Here is a 19,996-nt window from a genome sequence, read left to right as displayed (position 1 = left end):
AGACCTATATAACCAGCAATTTCATGCCACGTAAGATTACAGTTTCTGATACGTAAAAATACGTATAATACGCGGGTAATAAAACGCATATAATTTGTAATTCATTAATAACCAACAACATAAAACCAAACCAAAAACCTATCATAACCTATATGGCCGGGGCATCTCATTGAGAGAGATACTTATTAGTATTAGTTTTATACAAAAAAATCCCTACACGCTATTATTTTTTATGGAAACACAAGAAAGAAGACCTTCATCACCTATCACCGGAAAAGAAGGCGCACCGATTGATATCAACCTGGCCGCCGAATGGACAAAGAATCACAGGCATCGTAATCCAAAAGATATCATATCACAATTTTTCGGACAGGAAATATTAAACACCATATTAAAGCAAGATGGCTGCATGGGCATCCGTATCTATTATGCCAACGATCAAAAACTTAATAGCTGGCAAAAGTTTTGGGTTTCTGTAAGCAATTTCCTTTTATCTGTTATCGCCAATGTTAGCGGGCAGCAGCATTTTATAATCACTGGGGTAACGGCTGATGGAGAAGATCAACTTCCAGGCAATAAATCAGCAGTGGCTAAAGAGTCTGCCAAAGGTGTTCAAACCTTCGCACTCATGACAGCCCAAAATGACAATATTGTTGGTGAACAGGCTATGCCATGCCCTGGAACATCTGGATGCCCACAAAATATACTTACAAACGATTAGATATCTATCCTAAACACCATGGATGTCGCCCTATTATTATCTAAAATATCAGTAATTTCTGGCGTTGTCCCGCTATTGGCCGCTGCCTATAATTACAAGGGGTTGGATAGACTAATGAAAACATTGTCACTATTTTTGCTAATATCAAGTCTTTTTGATTTTGGTCAATGGTTGGCTTTCGCTTTCAAACCATATACAGGACATCCATTAAACACCAATCCATTACTTCATGTTTATGTTACAATTAGCATTATTTTCTTTGGTATTATCTACTATAATTTGTTTAGAAATTCGATACTGAAAATAACAACATTAATATTAGCAGCTTCGACAATGAGTATTGTATTGTATTATGCGAGGCATCCTTTCGATTATCCATCGGTTTCGAATACAGCATCAAGTCTTTTACTAATAGTATTGTCGCTTATATACTTCTATCAGCTTTTAAATCCACAAACCTTTATTCATATTGAAAAACAAGGTTTATTTTGGTTTAATTCAGGCGTGCTATTTTACTCAGCAGTCAATATCTTTTTATTTATGCTTTTTAGCAAGATACCTGATAAGGATAAAGCAGATTATTATGTTATCTTTAGCATAACTAATATTATTACGAATCTAATATACTCTGTTGCATTACTTTGCAAGCCACAAAAAAAGGCATAGCAGGTTTGCATATTATGATCATGTATAACAGCCTTATTTTAGAGATAACCCAAAATGGCTTAATCCCGGTACTCATCATCGGGACACTCGTAGTTGTTATATTGATCGGCTTTTTATTTTTCTTCGTGATTATTTACCAGCGAAGGATGCTAAAAAACCAGGCAGAGTTACGCGCCATGCATGATGCACGGCAAACAGATTTAATGAACGCTGTTTTTGAAACCCAGGAAAGTGAGCGCAGACGCCTGGCCGAAGACCTGCACGACAGCGTTGGGCAGGTGCTTTCGGCAATCAAGCTTAACCTGCACCGGCTGGACAAAAATTGCGTGAGCGAGGTAAGCCAACCCCTGCTGATAGATACCCGCAAACTGGCCGATGAGTGCATCCAGGAGATCAGGAACATTATACAAAACGTCCTGCCTCCTATACTTACCGACTATGGATTGCTGATTGCTGTTGAGGCGCTGTGTACCAAGGTGGAAAACAACACCCATATCAAAGTTAATTTCACTAAAAATTTTGCCGACAAGCGCTTCTCTAATGAAATTGAACTGGCACTGTACCGCATAGCCCAGGAGTTGTTTGGTAATGCTATCAAACACTCGGAAGCTACGGTCATAAACCTTAATATGGCCTTACAAGCCGGTTACCTCATTATGGAGTTTAAGGATAACGGCAAAGGCTTTAATATGGGCGATGTTAAGCAGGGCTTTGGTCTTAAAAATTTACAAAGCCGCGTGCAACTCATTAATGGCGAAATAAATACGTACAGCAAACCGCTTAGCGGGGCAATCAGTATCATTAAATTAAAAGTAGCATAGTTAAAATCAATAGTTTATATTTATTGATAATTTGAATCTTGTTAACAACCTATGGGCCCAATTAAATTAGGTATAGTAGACGACCATAAAATTTTCAGAAATGGTTTAAAAGCTACCCTTGAAGATTGCGGAGGTTTTGAGCTGGTACTCGAAGCTTCGAACGGCAAAGAGCTGATAGGCTTATTGACCGACAAAACCCCCGATGTTATATTGATGGATATTAAAATGCCCGAAATGGACGGCATCCAAACCGCCACCTATGTCCATCAGCATTTTAAGGACATTAAGATCCTGGCGTTATCCATGTTTAATGAAGACAAATACATTGTGGATATGATGAAAGCCGGCGCGTCGGGCTACCTGCTTAAAAACGCCGAACCGGAAGAGATCATCGAGGCTGTATCAACCGTTTATAACAAAGGTTTTTATTTTAATGAGCATCTTTCTATAACGCTCATCAAACAGCTGGTAGGTAACGACCACGCCGATAATATCCCCAATAACAAAACCGACCTTAACGAGCGCGAAATTGAAGTGCTTAAACTGGTTTGCCAGGAGTGCTCCAACCAGGAGATAGCAGATAAAATTTTCCTGAGTGTGCGCACGGTTGAAGGTTACCGCGCAAGGCTGTTTGAAAAAACCGGATCGAAAAATTTAGTAGGGTTGGTTATTTACGCTATTAAGCGTGGTATTATTAACGTCACGTAACCATTGGTACTAAGCTATAGAAAAGGGAACTTTCGGACTTCTGACGTTGGACTTAGTAACAACTACGCCGACAACTTTTTATCGCCGGCCAGGTTGCGCATAAACCTTTTGCGGTAGTTAAGTGGGCTGAGGTTCATTTTGGCTTTAAACATTTTATAAAAGTGCGATACATCGCCAAAGCCACTCTCATAGGAGATCTCTGAAATAGGCTTATCTGTTTGCACCAGTTGCTGTATGGCATAATTAAGGCGATACTCAATTATAGTTTCCATGAATGTTTTGCGGGTAACTTTTTTAAAGTATTTGCAAAAAGCATTCGGGGTCATATTGGCAATACCGGCCGCTTTATCTAATGATACATGTTTTCTGAAATTTTCAACCAGGTAAGCAAATACCGGGTTAATACGCTCACGCTCGGTATTTGAGCGCTCGCCAATAATGCGGTTCTGATCGAGCAGCACGTACTCTTCTGATGAAGCCATACGGTGCAGGATCTCGAGCAAACCTATCAGCATCCTGAAATTACTTTTCTCTTCAACCAGGCTAAGCAGTAGTTTGTTAACTTCGGCACGCGTTTCGCCATAAAATGACACTCCGCAACCGCTTTGCTGAAAAAGTTTTTTGATAAGCTGAAGCTCAAATTTGTTAAAAAACTCCTCGCCCAAAAAAGCATCATTAAACTGGATCACCACCGCGCTTGCCTCGCGAAGCACTGTTTCATTGGGTTCAAGTTTCCAGCAATGCGGCAGGTTAGAACCAAGCAACACCAGATCGCCGGACGCAAAATCTTCCATGTGGCTGCCAACATAGCGTTTGCCGGTGCCGCTGATGATACACGTTAATTCATATTCTTCATGAAAATGATAAGGGGCATCAAATGCCAGCTTATCAAATTTCCGTACCAGAAATGACTGCGTATTTGTAGGTTGAAGAACTTCGTACGACGCTTTTATCATTGCATATTTTAACGTAAATAAAATTCTAATTCAAATTACGGATAAAATCATCCATAAATGTACCATTCATTTCATTTTTTTTCAACTAAAGTTAACCTTACTTTGAAATATAAACCTAAAAACTATGGATACACAGATCGCTCATTTACCGTCACTTGATAATTTTATAAAACTATCCAACCACAATATTAATGAATTTCGTGAAAAAGGCCATACCCTTGTACACGAAGTGCTTACAAAAGATGAAATTGCTGCCTATCGCCCCGTAATTGTTGGCGCGGCCGACAGGTACAACACCGAAAAGCGCAAACTGGAAGAGCGCGATACTTATGGTAAAGCCTTTTTGCAGATCATGAACCTTTGGCAGGTTGATGAAGATGTTAAAACCTTTGTAATGGCCAAACGCCTGGCCAAAATTGCCGCCGACCTCATGGGAGTTGAAAATGTGCGTATCTATCACGACCAGGCACTCTTTAAAGAACCCGGCGGCGGCCCTACCCCATGGCACCAGGACCAATATTACTGGCCCATCGATACCAACAATACGGTAACCCTCTGGATGCCCCTGGTTGATATTGATGTAAACATGGGTATGCTGACCTTTGCCTCGGGTTCATACGTTAATGGCGCTGTATTTAACCATGAAATTTCTGACGAATCGGAATCGGCGTTTGACGAATATGTGAAAGAGAAAGGGTTTGAAATAACCCGCGCCAAAACCATGAAGGCTGGCGACGCAACCTGGCACCGGGGCTTCACCATCCACAATGCTCCCGGCAACAACTCAGACAAAATGCGCGAGATCATGACCATCATTTATGTAGCCGATGGCGCCCGCGTCACCCCTTACAAAAACGAATGGCAAAAAAATGATCATCAAAAATGGCTTATGGGTAAGCCTATCGGCGGGCTGATTGATTCGGAGTTGAACCCGAAGGTGCTCTGAACCGCTGATGATTTTTGATTGCACTGATTACGTTGATCGTATGAACATGTTAAAGCATCAGCGAAATCAACGTAATCATTATCAATCAACGGTCACGCTGCCACCCAAACCGCATCAATAAACCATTTTTTGGTATCAAAAAACTGGCCTACCGGTTGAAAGCCTGTGTTTATGGCTATCTGATCGGTTTGCATAAGGGTAAACTTTTGGGATATCTCCATATAGATGTATTCATCCTTCTTGAAATCTATTTTTTCGTTGCCGATGCTTACCTGCTGATCTTGCAAACTGATGAGGTAGCTTTTGCACGCCCCGGTTTCAGGATCGTAGGTTGGATAATGTTCAAACTTGCTTATATCAAAATTAGCATGCAGCTCGCGGTTAATGCGGCGTAACAGGTTGAGATTAAACTCGCGGGTAATACCATCTTTGTCATTATAAGCAGCAAGAATAACGCGCGGGTCTTTTTTCAGGTCCATGCCAATTAACACCATATCCCCTTCTGATAGGTTATTCCTTAGCTCACGACAAAACTCTATAGCCCCATCAAGTGGCATATTGCCGATGTTTGAACCTAAAAACAGCACCACTTTACGCCTTGGTGAAATAGCTGCAGCCTTATTCAGCATTTCAAAATATTCACCGTTAAGTCCGGTGATCTTTAAACCTGGCAAGGTTACGGGCAGCGTTATGTTGAGGTATGATATTACATTATCTGAGATATCAATAGGCAAATAAGTAAAATCAGCCTTTTTATCCAGCAGATATTTAAGCAGGTAAGAGGATTTTGTGGCATCACCAGCACCAAGTTCTATCAGGTCAAAAGCATCGCCATCAGCAATCAGCGCATCGCAGATTTCAGCGGTTTTTTCTGAAAAGATCTCCAGTTCGCAGTTAGTCGGATAGTATTCAGGGCAGTTCATGAGCTCCTGGAACAGCTTATCGCCATTGGCATCATAAAAATACTTTGAATTGAGATGCTTTGGCTCCGCCTGCAGCCCTGCTACAACGTCGGCATAAAACTGCCTGTTTTCGGCGCTTATGTCACAATTTACGGCTGTGGGTGTAAAGGCTTGGTTCATAGATGTGGTGGTGTTTTGTGTCAATTTACCTCGCAAGTCTTATGCCAGTAAATTGCCATCGTAAATTTGTCTGAAAAAAATTGCGATAAGTTGCACGACTATGACCCGGAGGTGTAACTTCTGACGCGCCGCGCAAAACTTTCTGGTTAACCATAAACTTGCCATTGTATTCGCCTATGGCACCCGGCGCCTTGGCAAAACCCGGGTAAGGCAGGTAGGAACTTTCTGTCCACTCCCAGCGGCGCCCCCAGTTAAATTTTGAAGAGGCAGCTTCCCACTCAAACTCGGTCGGCAAACGCAAGCCCTTCCACGAAGCGTAAGCATAGGCTTCAAAATAGCTGATATGGGTAACCGGATCTTTCAAATGAAGTGGCTCTAAACCGTGATAGGTATAGTTATGCCATTCATTATCTATCAAATGCCAATACAAAGGCGCTTCTACTTTATTGGTTTTCACCCAATCCCAGCCTTCGGCATGCCAGTGCCGGAAATCATGATAACCGCCGCTGTTAATAAATTCCAGGTATTCGGCATTGGTTACCAGTTTGGGGCTTATTTCATAAGCATTGAGGTATACTTTATGCCGGTTAAGCTCATTATCGAAACAAAATCCATCGCCGGTAAAACCTATTTCATAAATGCCTTCATCCATGCTGATAAAAGCATCACCCTCCCCTTCATCAATACGGGGGGCAGCGTAATTTTTATTATAGGCAGGAAACAGCGGATTATGGCCCAGGATGTATTTAATATCCGTCATTAAAAGTTCCTGGTGCTGCTCTTCGTGGTTAAAACCGAGAATAAGGAGTTCTTTAACATCGTCACCTACTTCGCCGCATAAAAAGCCCTCCATGGCCTCGTCAACATATTTACGGTAACTGTAAATTTCAATAACCGTTGGGCGGCTTAAGTTACCACGATCTGTACGGATCACGCGCGTGCCAACAGTTTCGTAGTAACTGTTAAAAACGTAATTATAATCAGGATTATATTCCTTGTAACCCATGAAGTAGGGCTTAAGGATGAACGTTTCAAAAAACCAGGTAACGTGACCAATGTGCCATTTAGGCGGACTAACGTCCACTACGGGCTGCACCACATAGTCTTCCGTTTGCAAATACGAACAAATTTTTTCTGTACGTTGGCGTACCTCTTTGTACCGGGCTATTAAATCCATCGATGTTATTTCTTATCCAAAAACTGTTTTAAGTTTGAAATTGTTTTAATCCCCAATTTCCTGGCCTGCTGCTGCCTCATCATTAAAGCGTAAGCATTGTTAAAACCAATGGGTTTAAGCCATTTAATTTGATACCTGCTTTCAAACTGGCGTTGTACATAATTGTATGTGCTATCCCTGTTTACTGTTACCTCATTAACCGTTTTTGGCGATGCCTGTAAAATAGCCAGCAAACCCGTCCCCGTGTATTCTGGGTAAAAATCTATCTGGTTATTGGTTAGCGCGTCAAAGCAAATTTTGGTGCCGCCAAGGCCTGTTTTGGTTGATACCTCATGATCTGTATAACCCTTTATCAGCATGCTGTACATATTAGCCAGGATGTATTGTTCACCAAATATCTTTGAACCTATCCGCACTATACCATCGTTCCCGCCCCGTTCCGGTCGCCATAATTTATTGGCAACCAAAAAATCCTTTGCAACGCGCTCGGGGCTTTGGTGAAGATAGTCGGTACGGTAATTTAAAACCGTCATGACTGAATCATTTATTTTGCCCGAAAGCAGATTTAATGTCGGCTCAAGGTCAGGAAATTTTTTCAGGGCATCATCGCGAACAATTGGCGCCGCATAGTATGGCGGAAAAATGTGCTTATCATCATCCAGCACAACCAAATCGTAAGCTTTTAGCCTGCCATCGGTTGAGTATCCGCTGATCACGTCGAGATGCTTCTCAAACGCAGCTTTATACATTACAGCATCACTGATTACGATAGTATGGATCTTTAAGCCATATTTGCTCCTAAGGCCGAGGTCGCCGTCCTGCCTGCCCATAAACTCGGGCGTAAAACCCGCGGTAAGCCTTCCTTCTGATTTTGCCGGGATGATATAGAACAGGCATAAAACAATCAGCAATACCGGAAAAGCATATACCACCCGTTTAAGCTTTTTAAAGCTGACCTTCTGCACCATCGACAGTAATAAATCAAAAATAACAGCAAGCAAGGCCGATGGGATTGCTCCTGCCAGGATCATGTTGGTATTATTAAGTGAGATCCCACCGAAAATAAACTCGCCCAAACCACCGGCTGCAATGAGCGAGGCCAGTGTTGCCACGCCAACGTTGATCACCGTAGCGGTACGGATGCCCGCAAATATTACCGGCATAGCCAGGGGCAATTCTACCTTAAACAGTATTTGCCATTTGCTCATCCCCATAGCAACAGCAGCTTCTTTAACGGCCGCATCAACCCCTAAAATGCCCGTGTAGGTGTTGCGGATAATGGGTAGAAGTGCGTATAGCAATAATGCAACAATGGCTGGCTTAGGACCAATCCCTAAAAGCGGGATCATGAAACCAAGCAACGCTATACTGGGAATTGTTTGCAATACACCTGCAATACCTAAAACTACACCGGCGAATTGTTTTTTACGAACAATAAGAATGCCCAGCGGCAAGCCAACCAATACAGCTATACACAACGAAATAAAAGTAAGCCCGATATGCTGCAGTGTTTGTTCCTGCAACTTGCCGGCCTGCTGCTGTATAAACTGCCATAAAGTTTGCTGTTGCTCATTCATGGGCCTGATGGTTTTTATATTGATAAAAGGCCGTCATCAGTTGTTCAAAGCTTACAGTTTTAATCTGGTTTTGATCTTTGCTGATATTAATGGTTTCGCCGTTATTAAATTTAAAACTCTCCAGGGCTTCCCACAGGTTAATACCAGCTTCAAATGACGAAGCTTTTGCTTCTTTGTTCAACTCTGGTAACAACTCCCAAAGGTCAATCAGTTTAATCGCCTTAAATTCCAGCTGCAACCGCTGATGTTTCAGAAAATCCTTTACAAAATCATTGACAGGATTAAAAAGCAATTGAGCAGGTGTGCCCGACTGTACAATTTTTCCTTTATCCATCAGGCAGATCCTGTCGCCCAATTCAAAAGCTTCCTGTACATCGTGCGTTACCATGATGATGGTTTTACGCTTAAGCTCATCAAGTGCCTTAAATTCGGCGTGGATTTTTGATCGGGTAACATTGTCCAACGCCCCGAAGGGCTCATCCATCAACAGCACCGGCGGGTCCGAAACCAATGCTCTGGCCAGGCCAATGCGCTGCTGCTGGCCACCGCTCAGTTCGTTAGGGTAAATATTCAGATACGAAGCATCGAGGTGGAGTTTTTCCATTAGCTCGGCCGTGCGCTTTTCAGTTTTCTGCTTATCCCATTTTAATAAGTTAGGAACAACCGCTATATTTTGAGCAACCGTATAATGCGGAAACAAGCCATTATTTTGCAATACGTAGCCAATTCCGCGGCGCAGGATTTCAGGCTGCTGCTCCATGATGTTTTTACCATGAATGTAAATACTGCCTTTGGTTGGCTCAATAAGCCGGTTGATCATTTTTAGCGTGGTGGTTTTACCGCAGCCGCTGGTGCCCAACAAAATGAGGTTCTCCTGCTCCCCTACCTCGAAAGATACCCCATCAACTGCTTTAACCCCACCAAAATATTTGCTTACCTTATCAACCTTGATCATGCGCGCTGGTTTAATCCCCAAGGGTCATGAAAAGGTTATTCAGCGATTCGGAATACAGTGGATGGGCAAAAACACAATAGCGGATCCTATCGTAAGTGATACCGCCTTCCATGGCCATTTGCAGCACAGTCATGATTTCTCCGCCTTCGGGGCCAAGTACCGTAGCACCTAAGATCTTTTTCGTATCGGGATCAACAATGGCTTTCATAAAACCACGTGTATCGCCGGTTTCAATAGCACGCGCCACATGGGCCATGGGCAGTTTTGCTACTTTATATTTAATCCCCAGCTTTTTTGCCCCGGTTTCATCCAAACCGATCCTGCCCAGTTGCGGATCGGTAAACATGCAATAAGGCACCGGACGGTCCTGGATGTTATAATCCGTTTTTTCAAAAAGGTTACGGTAAACAATGGTATAATCGTTATAGGAAATGTGTGTAAACGCCGGTCCTCCTTTTGCATCTCCCAATGCATAGACACCGGCGGCGGAGGTTTCCAGCTTATCGTTCACTTTGATATTACCATGCTCATCCGTTTCAATCCCGGCGATGGGCAAATTCAAAGCCTCCGTTTGCGGTTTACGGCCGATGGCCACCAATACATGGGTGCATTTAATTTTGCGCTCCTCCCCTTTTTGAGCTATTGTTGCTGTTATTTTGCCGCCGGCTTTTTGTTTAAACTTAACAGCCTGAGCATTATTGAGTACCTCGATTTTCTCCAGTTCGAGGATCTTTTGCATCTCTGCCGAAATATCCTCATCCTCATGCGAAACTATCCGCTCTGATTTTTCTAAAATAGTAACCTTGCTGCCAAACCGCCGAAACATCTGCCCAAACTCCAGTCCAATGTAATTTCCGCCAAGCACAAGCAGATGCCCCGGTACTTCTTCCAAATCAAGTATGGTGGTTGAGTTGAGATATTGTATCTCATTCAATCCTTCAATTTGGGGAATCAAAGGCAGCGCGCCGGGGTTTAAAAAGATAAGATCGGCAGTAATCGTTTGCTTTTTCCCGCTATTAAGCTTAACCTCAACCGTTTTTTCGCCGGTAAAAGTCGCCTCGCCTAACACCACATCGAGGTTCTGTGTTTTTTCGGCAGATTTTAGTCCGCCATTACGCGAGCGTAATACGATATCATCCTTACGTTTTTTTATGGCGGCAAGATCAACCGAAAACTTTTTTACCGGCACGCCCAATTCATGACTTTTACCGGCCATGTAAGCCGCCTTTGCCGAAGCAACCATGGTTTTAGTAGGCGTACAGCCATCGTTAACGCAAGTACCGCCATAAAATCGTTTCTCAATTATAACGGTCTTTTTCCCGGCATTAGCCAATTTTTTGGCTAATGGGGCGCCGGCCTGACCGGCGCCTATAACAATGGCATCGTATGTTTTCATAGCTTTATTCGGTAATTTTCACGCCCTTCCAAAACGCCACATAGTTAGTAATGTTTTTTGCGGCATCCTTTGGTTCGGGATAATACCAGGCAGCATCCTGGTTTTCTTTGCCGTCAACTTCGAGGGAATAATATGATGCCAGTCCCTTCCACGGGCAGGTTGTATGCACATCGGACGGTTTAAGATACTCGGCCTTAACACTTTCTTTAGGGAAATAATGATTATTTTCAACAACAATAGTGTCATTGCTTTCGGCAATGACCTGGTTATTCCAGATAGCTTTCATAAAAAGATGATTGATTTATGGAATAAAGATAGCTTTAACCCTGCAAGGTTTGCAAGCCCCATCTTAATTTTTTATTTTATTTAATTGATATACAACAACTTTCATCAACAATTTGGATTTTTTTTATTCTTTATTTTAATTTTATTATTTAAACTCTATCTTTGCAATCCCAAATCAAGGGAAACAATAAAAAAGGCCCGTTCGTCTAGGGGTTAGGACAGGAGATTTTCATTCTTCAAACAGGGGTTCGATTCCCCTACGGGCTACCACAAGACGCGAAACCTCAAATCGAAAGATCTGGGGTTTTTTAATACGTTATCAATCCAGCGTTTTCCGGGATTGTGTAATGCAAGTTACAGGAAACAAAATAAAAAAGGCCCGTTCGTCTAGGGGTTAGGACAGGAGATTTTCATTCTTCAAACAGGGGTTCGATTCCCCTACGGGCTACGAAGCCGCTTTGCGAAAGTAAAGCGGCTTTTTTATTTTTAGAACCTTTGTCTCATTTCAGAAATCCACATGGAGAAGTTTCTTAAAACGCCTGATCAAATATCTGCTTTAATGCAGCATTGGTTCCTTTCTTATCATCGTAAGGACAGAGATTCTTTTTCAGGGTCTGAAGCTTTCACCTTTTTTGATCTTATACCTGAAGGTCTCCAACAGGCACTTCTTCAGCGAGCAAATTTAGATGAGCACGAAAAGCCCGTATTCTTGCTCAATTGCGGCAATGCCGGATTTGTATTGAATACCACTCATAGATTCATAAGGATAGGCGAATCTGATCTTGATTCTATTTTTTATACAGAGTTTACGTGGCACAGTGGTTATAAATCAATAAGGATAGAAGGGGCGCCAATAGGAATTAAGTCGGATGGATATTTTGCCGAGTTCGGTTTGGAAACCCAAAGACGTGAAATTGTATATTGGTTGATCCCATCCGGAAAAGCCGGGTTTGCTTTTTGGAATGTCACAAAAAAATGTGAGCTCATAGGGCGAAAGTATCTTTAACAGGTTCACTGAAAACATCGAACTGAATTCATTCCTTCCATTTCGAATAACGGGCGTTATTAGGGCAACAACGGGTGTATTTGCTTTGGTGCTGATGATGCTATATATCGCTATGATGGAAATTCCATTACCGGATTTAAAGATAAAGAAGGGCAGAAATAACAACAAGGAATGACAATGCGAGGTTTAGCACACATAAACTTTAAAACAAGTCAACTACATCCAACGAAAAAGCCGATTAAACCTGTCGTTAATCAGCCTTTTCGTTGGATTCTGAAACATGCAGCAGGTCTGAACCAACCGAGCTGCATTTCCTTCCCCTTGATTTTACCCCTTATACCCCGGATCAAACTCCACAATCCATTCAATACCATATTTATCCCTGAACATACCGGCGTATGTACCCCACGGACTGTCGCCAATCGGCCCTTCGACCTCTCCTCCGGCTGATAGTCCGTTAAATATTTTGTCGGCTTCTTCACGACTTTCGGCGCTCGCATATATTTTAGACCTGTTTTCGTTTTCGCTTACCTTCCCCATAAATCCAGGAACATCGTTAGCTATCAACACATTGTGTTTACCGATAGGTAGTCCAATGTACATTATTTTGTTTTCTTCGCTTTCCGCCACCTGGAATTCAGGGCCAGCTAAGTCTTTGAAGCGAATGATCCTGGTGAACTCTCCGCCAAAAACTGATTTGTAAAAACTGAATGCTTCCTGAGCGTTGCCATTGAAGTTGATCCAGGGATTAATTGCTCTCATAATTTTTAGTTTTTAAATTGTTATGTTTTTTGTTTAACTCTTCGGTTATTAATATTCATTTCACCTTATGATTTTTGCGATAAGGTTGAAAACAGATCGTCCAGGTTTTTCAACATCAGCATCATTCCTTTGGTGAAACCATCGGTTAAGCGCTCCATTCGTTCGAGCGATTCATTATAAATGGAAATATTCACTGTGGTTATGCCTTCTTGTTCGCTGAAATTATAATCCCATTCGGAGCCCGGTAATTCGGGATTTTCATCTTTGTCGGCAAAAGAATTGTATAATTGAAAATTGGTTTTGGGCGTAATAGAGGTGTATTTCTGCAACAGCCAGCGTTCTTGCCCGTCGGGGCTTATCATGGCGTAAAATCTTCGTCCCCCAACTTCAAAATTCATGTATTTGGTTTTAGAGCGCATTGGTGCGGGTGCAGCCCACTGGTCAAGTATTTCCTGTTTGGTAAAAGCATCCCATACCAGGTCAAGCCCGGCATCAAACTCCCGGGTTATAAATACCTTTTGCGCTACTTTATCAACGGTAAAATCAAATAGCAAATCGTTGTTCATATTTTTTGTTGTTTAATTGTTGATAATACTTTGTCGAGCTGATTAAACTGTGTTTCCCAGCTTTGCCTGAATTGGGCCAACCAATTATCAAACTCCTGCATTTTCTTTGCATTAAAGTGATAATAAATTTCCCTGCCCGAGTGCTCAGGTTTAATCAGTTCACATTCATGCAGTACTTTAATATGTTTAGATACTGCCTGCCGGGTCATATCAAATTTTTCGGCCATTGCATTAGGCGTTAACGCCTTAATAGCAATTAAAGTTAAAATCGCCCTGCGTGTCGGATCGGCTATGGCCTGGAATAGATCTTGTTTCATTTTAAAACGCGCAACTTTTAAGTTGCGTAAATATATATGCAACTTTTGAGTTGCGCAAATTTATTTGCGATTATTTTTTAGATGGTTGACGAGATTGTAGAGAGCTTATGAGTTAGGACACGAGATTTTCATAATTCAGGCATGGAGTTAATATCAGCATAAATGTGTCGGCAATGAGATTGAAGGTACTTTTTCTGAAGTTATCTGCATTTCAAAATATCTTTTCAATATGTGTTAGCCTGCCATTTGAATTTAGACCTTCAATCACCAATTTAAATCTGTTGGCCAGGTCGTTATTATAGAATCGTATCACATACTCTTTCATTTTCTTGTTGAATATTATATTGGGATTCCAATATAAGGTTTTCCGATAATCCGGATTTGCCAGGTTTACCCCTGTTGCATACCGGGGCGAATAAAATTTTATTACCGGAGAGTAACCCCGAATTGTGGCATATTTGTTTCCCTGACTATCGAAATCATACCCCCTTCCTTTTTTTGTATACACAGCAATAACTCCTCCGGATGCACCGAAAATCCCTCCCATTGATGGATCATATACCTTAACGTAGTCAAACTCGGTCATCCCAATGCTACGGATATCATATGCTGAACTTTTTTGATTGTTAAGAAAGAAGGTAACAGAGTCCCTCCTCCATGTCGCGGTAGGATTGAGTGATATAGCATTTGAGATTTCTAAACCCGGAATTTTTCCTAAAAGGTATTGAAAAAGTGAAACAAAGGTTTCAGCTTTCTTATCGTTCCCAATATTAAAGTTTTTGGAGATACCTCCGCTGAAAACGCCTGATGTATAGATTTTATCAACTTTTTCATTTTCCGGAAGGGCTTTTGCCTGTATCCTGACTTCTTTCAAAGTTTTAACATTCCCGTTTAAAATATACTCAACAGGAATGCTAAATAATTTTTTATTGTAACCGGGCAGCTCGGGCAACTCCTCTTTTAAGCTATAATTTAATGTTTGAATACTGTCGATCAGCCCATTGCTGATAGGGATTTTATACAAACCTTCCTGTATCGTTTTATCCCTGGTTCTGAAATATAACTTCGCATCGCCATAAAATATCAGGCCATCTTTGAAAAAAGTCCCAGACTTACCAGTTTCAAGAGGTACCAAAACGGAGCTCGAATCAGCTGCCTGGATAATAACGCTAATGTCAGTATCTGAGGGGCCTTTAGATAATTTTAACCCCGCATTCTTCTTTCCGTCTATCGCTAAATAATTGTGATCAACAAACGAATTAACTGTTTGCTTCCAGGTTGTATCAGTCCATTCATATTTTCTCCAGCCGTGAGTCAGCATTACCAAATCAAGGGCTCCCGATACACTATCAATTTTGTTTGAAAAATAATAGTAAGGATTGACGATTTTACCTCTGAGTTCCCCGGTTAAAAGCAGGTTTGAAATGATATTATCGTCCCAGTTAGCGTGATTTGACCAATTATAATCAGATATAGAAACTGAAATATTCGACCTAAGCGTATCTTTCACCGATAGCAGAATTTGATTAAGCCCGCGCTTTCGCTTATCTACCGTTGTAAACTGTGTATCTACTTCAAAGAAGTAGTTTAAATTGTTCACGAAAGTTAAACGCCCGGCTATAGGAACGCCAGCCGCATTCAGCAATTTAATTTCCATTATACCCGTTGGCAAATCCTTCAATGGAACAACACCATTTATTGCTTCACTTTGCGAGAGGTTAATTTTTGCTTCGTAAATCTGGTATCCGTCAATCGTTGCAATGAGGGTGAGGTTTTTATCATTTTCATCCACAAGTTTTGTGCGGTATACGAAAAACTTTTTCCCATCCCTAACATCATTAACGTGTATGCCCACACCGTGGTGCTTTCTTTGCGGAAGTTCCATATGATGGTCTAATCCGTCAGCGGTTTTCCATTCCGCAATGTATTCTTTCCCGGCTTCCGGAATCATTGTCATGCTTCCCATCCCGTCATGTTGCGTTTTAAAGTCAGCAAGCACTTTACCATTACATTTCACAACACCCGTAACATTTACTGGCATATCACTATTATCAGTGAAACTAAAGGCAACAAGAGAAGGAAGCCCATCAATCCAATAGCCCCCTTCGGGCAAAAAGCGAGGTAATACAGTAGTGGAATCCTGGCTTGTTTTTGATACATTAATTTGAGATACCGTAATCCTTTTAATGTAACCCTTACCCTTGGTTTCTTTTAAAAAATTCAAAGTATATGCACGGCAATACACATCTTGCAAATCCTTAGTGTCTGGCAAAATAATACTACCCGAAGCGGTCGATTCGTAGATCGGCGCTGTAACCCGTCTTTCCAGATGACCGTCTGTAGTATAAATTTCAAAATAAAAGTTCCTGGATGCTTCTTTGATATTCCCTGCCCGAACCAAATAAGCTTTAAACCAGACAGTATCGCCGGGTACGTAATTATCACGATCAAGATGAACGTATATTTTACTGAATTTCTGCCGATCCTGGAAATCCTGCGTTTTCAAATCGCCATCTTGTGCAAAACTTGGGTGGCATAAAAAATTGATCATTATAATAAATCCGAGCCTGCCGCACAGCGCATGTTTTTGACTTTTTTTAAATATTCCGTACTTGGATAAGGTCATCAGCTATAGGTTTTATTGTTTTTCTAATATATTGATTTACAACCATTACTAAATCTTCTATTTTATTACTACTTTTAAATCAACTGATTATCATTCCAATAACGATGAGAAGACTGCTACTCCTATTTTCCTGCCTTCTTGCAATTATTTGCGCCGCCTCATGTCGTAAAAGTGATAATGCTACCCTTTCAAAGCCGAGTCCCGATTCGCTGAAAAAACCGGTTATTATCACACCGCCCCCAGTAACATTGGTTGGCCGGTGGGATGTAAGCGCAGAAAAATTCGTAAAATATCGGGATGGTGCAGAAATATCGAATACCACCGGCGCAGCTGCTCCTTATAATTTAGCTTACGTAATTTTTAATAACGACAGCACTTATACGTGTTTAGCGATGGACTGGTACCCGGCACTTTCAACATATGGAGTGGTGAAGGACGAAGTTGCCGGGACTTATCGGCTTGCTGACAGCAGTTTATCCGTATCCTCCTACCTGGCTGGTTTAAATACGATATATTATGGTGGCCCTCCAAATTCGCCGCCTACCTTGACGCCCGTTTCGGATAAAATGGTGTTGAGACAGTTTACGGATTCCACCCTCACTGTGCATCACGAATATGTATTTAATGCCACCGATCCATCGGCCGGGCCTATTGGTAATTACAAGTATATCTGGGACCTGTATTACAGGAAACATGGTTATTAATCAGTTCCTGCAAGGTACAATCATACTGTTAAAACAGGTCGCATTCTTACTTTCGGTACATAACTAGGGCTTAAATAAAACAATACCGGCAACATCTGTGTCGCGATCCACCCCGCAACTTGTCGTTTTCACACAGTACACAAGCCTAAAATACCCACCATCTTTGTATTGTCAATCAAATCGAAACAATTAAACTAACATTCCATGAAAAGAGTATTTAAAGGATCTAATGTCATCCAACCGGTATTGATAATTGCTATGTTTCTTTTTACAATATTTCAATGTAAAGGGCAACAGCTTAAGCCTGCCGCCAGTGGCTATGCACCGGTTAATGGCATCAAAGTTTATTACGAAGTTTATGGCGAGGGTAAGCCTATCGTTTTGCTGCACGGTGCATTTTATACCATTGAGCTGAACTGGGCGCAGTTAATCCCTGAACTCTCAAAAACAAGAAAGGTAATTGCCCTTGAAATGCAGGGGCACGGACATACGCCATATTCGGACAGAAAATTAGACATTGCTACCCTGGCAAGTGATGTGGAAGGAGTAATGGATTTTTTAAAAATTGATAGTGCCGATGTTGCAGGATACAGCATGGGAGGCTCTATAGCTTACCAGTTCGCCGTAAAAAGCCCTAAAAGGGTGAAAAAATTGGTGATCATTTCATCCACCTACAAAACTAATGGCTGGCTACCTGTGGTAAATGGTGGTTTTAAAGGCTTTAAGCCTGAATTTTTTGATAATACCCCTTTAAAAACTGCATATGATGCAGTAGCACCCGACAAAACGAAATGGAGAAAGTTTATAGAACAAATGATTGTTTTTGCCGGGGTACCCTTTGACGTGGGTGATGCCAATATTGCAAAAATCGCCTCGCCGGTGTTGCTTATTTCTGGCGATAATGACGGGCTGGACAAAGTGGAGTTGGCAAAAACATACCAATTATTGGGCGGTGGTGTAGCTGCAGATTTAGCCCCCATGCCAAAATCGCATTTAGCCATTGTACCGGCGCAGAGCCATGTGGGCTTAATGCAGCAGACCAAAACTATCTTGGATCTTCTGAATGGCTTTTTACAATAACAAATCTTCAGTTTTGAAAATAAGGAGTTTGAAATTTTGAGCAAATTCCATTTTCAAACGGAGAATATAAATGACAGATTTATCTATAAACCAATTATACATAAATGAGAAAAATCAGAATTTTTGAACATATCTCGCTGGATGGTGTGATAGAACATGACGGAGACTATACCTATGGCGCATGGACAACACCCTATCGCAGTCCTGCCGGGGCGGCAACCCTCCTGGAGGCATACGGGCCAAACTTCGACCTGCTGCTTGCCCGCCACACTTACGATATATTTAGCGGATTTTGGCCTACTGCCGGAGATTTCCCAATGGCAAATGCTATAAATGCCGCAACAAAATACATAGTAACCCACAGGCCCGACAGCCTGGAATGGGGGCCGGTAAAGGGTTTGGGCGAGGACGTTATAGCGTCTATTCGCGATCTCAAATCAACCGATGGCCCCGACCTGATCGTTGTAGGAAGTTCAACGCTAACTTCTGTGTTGCTTGACCAGGGACTGGCTGACGAGGTTGTGCTCATCACCTACCCGGTATTGCTTGGCCGGGGTAAACGCTTATTGTCGGACACTATTGACGCCCGGGAACTTGCTTTTGTTAACTCGAAGAGTACGCCCACAGGTTTGCTCATCAACACGTACCGGCACGTCGGCACGTTGAAAAAATAACTTTTCGCCCCGGAGGGAAGAATTTCCCAAACACACTACAAAGCCACTTTACAAAAATAGAGCGGCTTTTTTAATTACGTCCGGGAACACAGCACCTACCCTTACAAACTGACATTTGATAAACCGTGCCAACTGCATTTAATTGTTAATTTTGCAACAGATAAAAATTTAAGAATGTCGATAACTACCGAAGACGAAAAAATTGGGATGCAGCAGGCAAGTGATGCTGTAGCCATTACGCTCAGGAGGATGCGGGAGTACGCAAAACCGGGTATCTCTACAAAAGAGCTTGACGAATACGGCGGCGAATTACTGGCACAACTGGGTGCAAGATCTGCACCTTTGTTAACCTACAATTTCCCGGGACATACTTGTATAAGCGTGAATGAGGAAGCAGCGCACGGTATACCTTCGGCCGATAAGATCCTTAAAGAAGGCGACCTGGTAAATATAGATGTATCGGCAGAGCTAAATGGTTACTGGGCCGATAACGGCGGGTCCTTCGTTTTAGGGCAGGATATCCACGGCTATGGCAAACTGGTGGAGGCCTCGAAAGAGATCTTAAAAAAAGCGATCAAAAACATTAAAGGCGGTGTCCGGATTTCGGAGATCGGCAGGTTAATTGAAACTGAAGCCAAAAAAGCCGGCTACACGGTAATAAAAAACCTGACCGGACATGGTGTTGGCCGCAGTTTGCACGAAGAGCCGCATGAAGTTGCCAACTTCTGCGACAGGTATAACACTGCGCGCTTTAAAAAGAATTCGGTGGTGGCGATAGAGACATTCATTTCAACACGGTCGACAATTGCCGATACTCAAGCCGATGGCTGGACATTAATTGGCAATAAAGGTGGTTTTGTTGCACAGCACGAGCACACCATTATGGTAACCGGCGGTGAGCCGGTAATATTTACCGCACAGAACGGTATTTGGGATTAATTCTTTTTGGAACAGATCAGGCAATACCCTGA

21 protein-coding genes and 2 tRNA genes are annotated in these 19,996 nt (G+C 42.1%); 12 read left to right on the top strand and 11 right to left on the bottom strand.

Annotation, left to right across the window (positions count from 1 at the left end; genetic code table 11):
• Positions 1 to 169 precede the first annotated feature (169 nt).
• From BLS28_RS23800 to BLS28_RS23785, 4 genes are read left to right on the top strand one after another with little or no spacing between them, the layout of a single operon-like run.
• Positions 170 to 721, top strand: coding sequence for a hypothetical protein (locus BLS28_RS23800; protein WP_218134503.1), 552 nt, complete (start codon positions 170 to 172; stop codon positions 719 to 721).
• An 18-nt stretch (positions 722 to 739) separates the two neighbouring features.
• Entirely contained in the window at positions 740 to 1,387 is a 648-nt protein-coding gene (locus BLS28_RS23795; RefSeq protein ID WP_091173405.1) for a hypothetical protein, read from the top strand.
• The gene (locus BLS28_RS23790; RefSeq protein WP_143020853.1) at positions 1,363 to 2,208 is read left to right on the top strand and encodes a sensor histidine kinase; all 846 of its coding nucleotides are present in this window, start codon (positions 1,363 to 1,365) and stop codon (positions 2,206 to 2,208) included. Before BLS28_RS23795 ends, BLS28_RS23790 begins: the two co-directional genes overlap by 25 nt.
• 51 nt (positions 2,209 to 2,259) lie before the next feature.
• A complete protein-coding gene (locus BLS28_RS23785) occupies positions 2,260 to 2,916 on the top strand; it encodes a response regulator transcription factor (protein WP_091173398.1) in 657 nt (218 codons plus the stop codon).
• Positions 2,917 to 2,978: 62 nt separating this feature from the next.
• Here BLS28_RS23785 and BLS28_RS23780 read toward each other — a convergent pair whose 3' ends face one another.
• The gene (locus BLS28_RS23780; protein WP_090533677.1) at positions 2,979 to 3,872 is read right to left on the bottom strand and encodes an AraC family transcriptional regulator; all 894 of its coding nucleotides are present in this window, start codon (positions 3,870 to 3,872) and stop codon (positions 2,979 to 2,981) included.
• Positions 3,873 to 3,996: 124 nt separating this feature from the next.
• Between BLS28_RS23780 and BLS28_RS23775 the strand changes: the two genes are divergently transcribed.
• On the top strand, positions 3,997 to 4,818 hold the full coding sequence (locus tag BLS28_RS23775) for a phytanoyl-CoA dioxygenase family protein (protein WP_091173394.1): 822 nt from the start codon (positions 3,997 to 3,999) through the stop codon (positions 4,816 to 4,818).
• A gap of 92 nt (positions 4,819 to 4,910) precedes the next feature.
• Here the strand turns inward: BLS28_RS23775 and BLS28_RS23770 are convergent, their stop codons facing one another.
• Genes BLS28_RS23770 through BLS28_RS23745 form a run of 6 tightly spaced genes read right to left on the bottom strand, consistent with a single transcriptional unit; the run spans position 4,911 to position 11,291 of the window.
• Positions 4,911 to 5,900, bottom strand: a complete 990-nt coding sequence (locus BLS28_RS23770; protein WP_091173391.1) for an L-histidine N(alpha)-methyltransferase — start codon at positions 5,898 to 5,900, stop codon at positions 4,911 to 4,913.
• Positions 5,901 to 5,925: 25 nt separating this feature from the next.
• A complete protein-coding gene (gene egtB, locus BLS28_RS23765; protein ID WP_091173387.1) occupies positions 5,926 to 7,077 on the bottom strand; it encodes an ergothioneine biosynthesis protein EgtB in 1,152 nt (383 codons plus the stop codon).
• A 5-nt stretch (positions 7,078 to 7,082) separates the two neighbouring features.
• Complete coding sequence (locus BLS28_RS23760) at positions 7,083 to 8,654, bottom strand: ABC transporter permease/substrate-binding protein (protein WP_091173383.1); 1,572 nt, start codon at positions 8,652 to 8,654, stop codon at positions 7,083 to 7,085.
• Positions 8,647 to 9,609: an ABC transporter ATP-binding protein gene (locus BLS28_RS23755; protein WP_091173379.1), complete on the bottom strand. Its 963-nt coding sequence runs from the start codon at positions 9,607 to 9,609 to the stop codon at positions 8,647 to 8,649. Before BLS28_RS23755 ends, BLS28_RS23760 begins: the two co-directional genes overlap by 8 nt.
• A gap of 10 nt (positions 9,610 to 9,619) precedes the next feature.
• Positions 9,620 to 11,005, bottom strand: a complete 1,386-nt coding sequence (locus tag BLS28_RS23750; protein WP_091173375.1) for a mercuric reductase — start codon at positions 11,003 to 11,005, stop codon at positions 9,620 to 9,622.
• Positions 11,006 to 11,009: 4 nt separating this feature from the next.
• The gene (locus BLS28_RS23745) at positions 11,010 to 11,291 is read right to left on the bottom strand and encodes a DUF427 domain-containing protein (RefSeq protein WP_091173371.1); all 282 of its coding nucleotides are present in this window, start codon (positions 11,289 to 11,291) and stop codon (positions 11,010 to 11,012) included.
• A gap of 194 nt (positions 11,292 to 11,485) precedes the next feature.
• Between BLS28_RS23745 and BLS28_RS23740 the strand changes: the two genes are divergently transcribed.
• The 3 genes from BLS28_RS23740 to BLS28_RS23730 all read left to right on the top strand — a co-directional run bounded on the left by BLS28_RS23740 (position 11,486) and on the right by BLS28_RS23730 (position 12,296).
• Positions 11,486 to 11,560 (top strand) — tRNA-Glu (locus BLS28_RS23740).
• A gap of 106 nt (positions 11,561 to 11,666) precedes the next feature.
• Positions 11,667 to 11,738, top strand: a tRNA-Glu gene (locus tag BLS28_RS23735).
• 69 nt (positions 11,739 to 11,807) lie between these two features.
• A complete protein-coding gene (locus BLS28_RS23730) occupies positions 11,808 to 12,296 on the top strand; it encodes a hypothetical protein (RefSeq protein ID WP_091173367.1) in 489 nt (162 codons plus the stop codon).
• 327 nt (positions 12,297 to 12,623) lie between these two features.
• Here the strand turns inward: BLS28_RS23730 and BLS28_RS23725 are convergent, their stop codons facing one another.
• The 4 genes from BLS28_RS23725 to BLS28_RS23710 form a co-directional block, all read right to left on the bottom strand.
• Complete coding sequence (locus BLS28_RS23725) at positions 12,624 to 13,058, bottom strand: VOC family protein (protein ID WP_091173365.1); 435 nt, start codon at positions 13,056 to 13,058, stop codon at positions 12,624 to 12,626.
• Positions 13,059 to 13,123: 65 nt separating this feature from the next.
• A complete protein-coding gene (locus BLS28_RS23720; protein WP_091173362.1) occupies positions 13,124 to 13,624 on the bottom strand; it encodes an SRPBCC family protein in 501 nt (166 codons plus the stop codon).
• Positions 13,621 to 13,941 (bottom strand): ArsR/SmtB family transcription factor, encoded by a 321-nt coding sequence (locus BLS28_RS23715; RefSeq protein ID WP_091173358.1) that lies wholly within the window; start codon positions 13,939 to 13,941, stop codon positions 13,621 to 13,623. The genes BLS28_RS23720 and BLS28_RS23715 overlap by 4 nt, the downstream gene beginning before the upstream one ends.
• Before the next feature lie 211 nt (positions 13,942 to 14,152).
• Positions 14,153 to 16,492 (bottom strand): hypothetical protein, encoded by a 2,340-nt coding sequence (locus BLS28_RS23710; protein WP_143020852.1) that lies wholly within the window; start codon positions 16,490 to 16,492, stop codon positions 14,153 to 14,155.
• A 179-nt stretch (positions 16,493 to 16,671) separates the two neighbouring features.
• On the opposite strand from BLS28_RS23710, the gene BLS28_RS23705 reads away from it, so the two are divergent.
• The 4 genes from BLS28_RS23705 to map all read left to right on the top strand — a co-directional run bounded on the left by BLS28_RS23705 (position 16,672) and on the right by map (position 19,964).
• A complete protein-coding gene (locus BLS28_RS23705; RefSeq protein ID WP_091173352.1) occupies positions 16,672 to 17,271 on the top strand; it encodes a hypothetical protein in 600 nt (199 codons plus the stop codon).
• A gap of 204 nt (positions 17,272 to 17,475) precedes the next feature.
• Complete coding sequence (locus BLS28_RS23700; protein WP_208102392.1) at positions 17,476 to 18,351, top strand: alpha/beta fold hydrolase; 876 nt, start codon at positions 17,476 to 17,478, stop codon at positions 18,349 to 18,351.
• Between the two features lie 104 nt (positions 18,352 to 18,455).
• Complete coding sequence (locus BLS28_RS23695) at positions 18,456 to 19,025, top strand: dihydrofolate reductase family protein (RefSeq protein WP_091173348.1); 570 nt, start codon at positions 18,456 to 18,458, stop codon at positions 19,023 to 19,025.
• 174 nt (positions 19,026 to 19,199) lie between these two features.
• Positions 19,200 to 19,964, top strand: a complete 765-nt coding sequence (gene map, locus BLS28_RS23690; protein WP_091173345.1) for a type I methionyl aminopeptidase — start codon at positions 19,200 to 19,202, stop codon at positions 19,962 to 19,964.
• Positions 19,965 to 19,996 lie beyond the last annotated feature (32 nt).

The organism is Mucilaginibacter gossypii (assembly GCF_900100945.1).
Taxonomy (GTDB): Bacteria; Bacteroidota; Bacteroidia; order Sphingobacteriales; family Sphingobacteriaceae; genus Mucilaginibacter; species Mucilaginibacter gossypii.
This window is presented reverse-complemented; position numbering and strand designations above follow the sequence as displayed.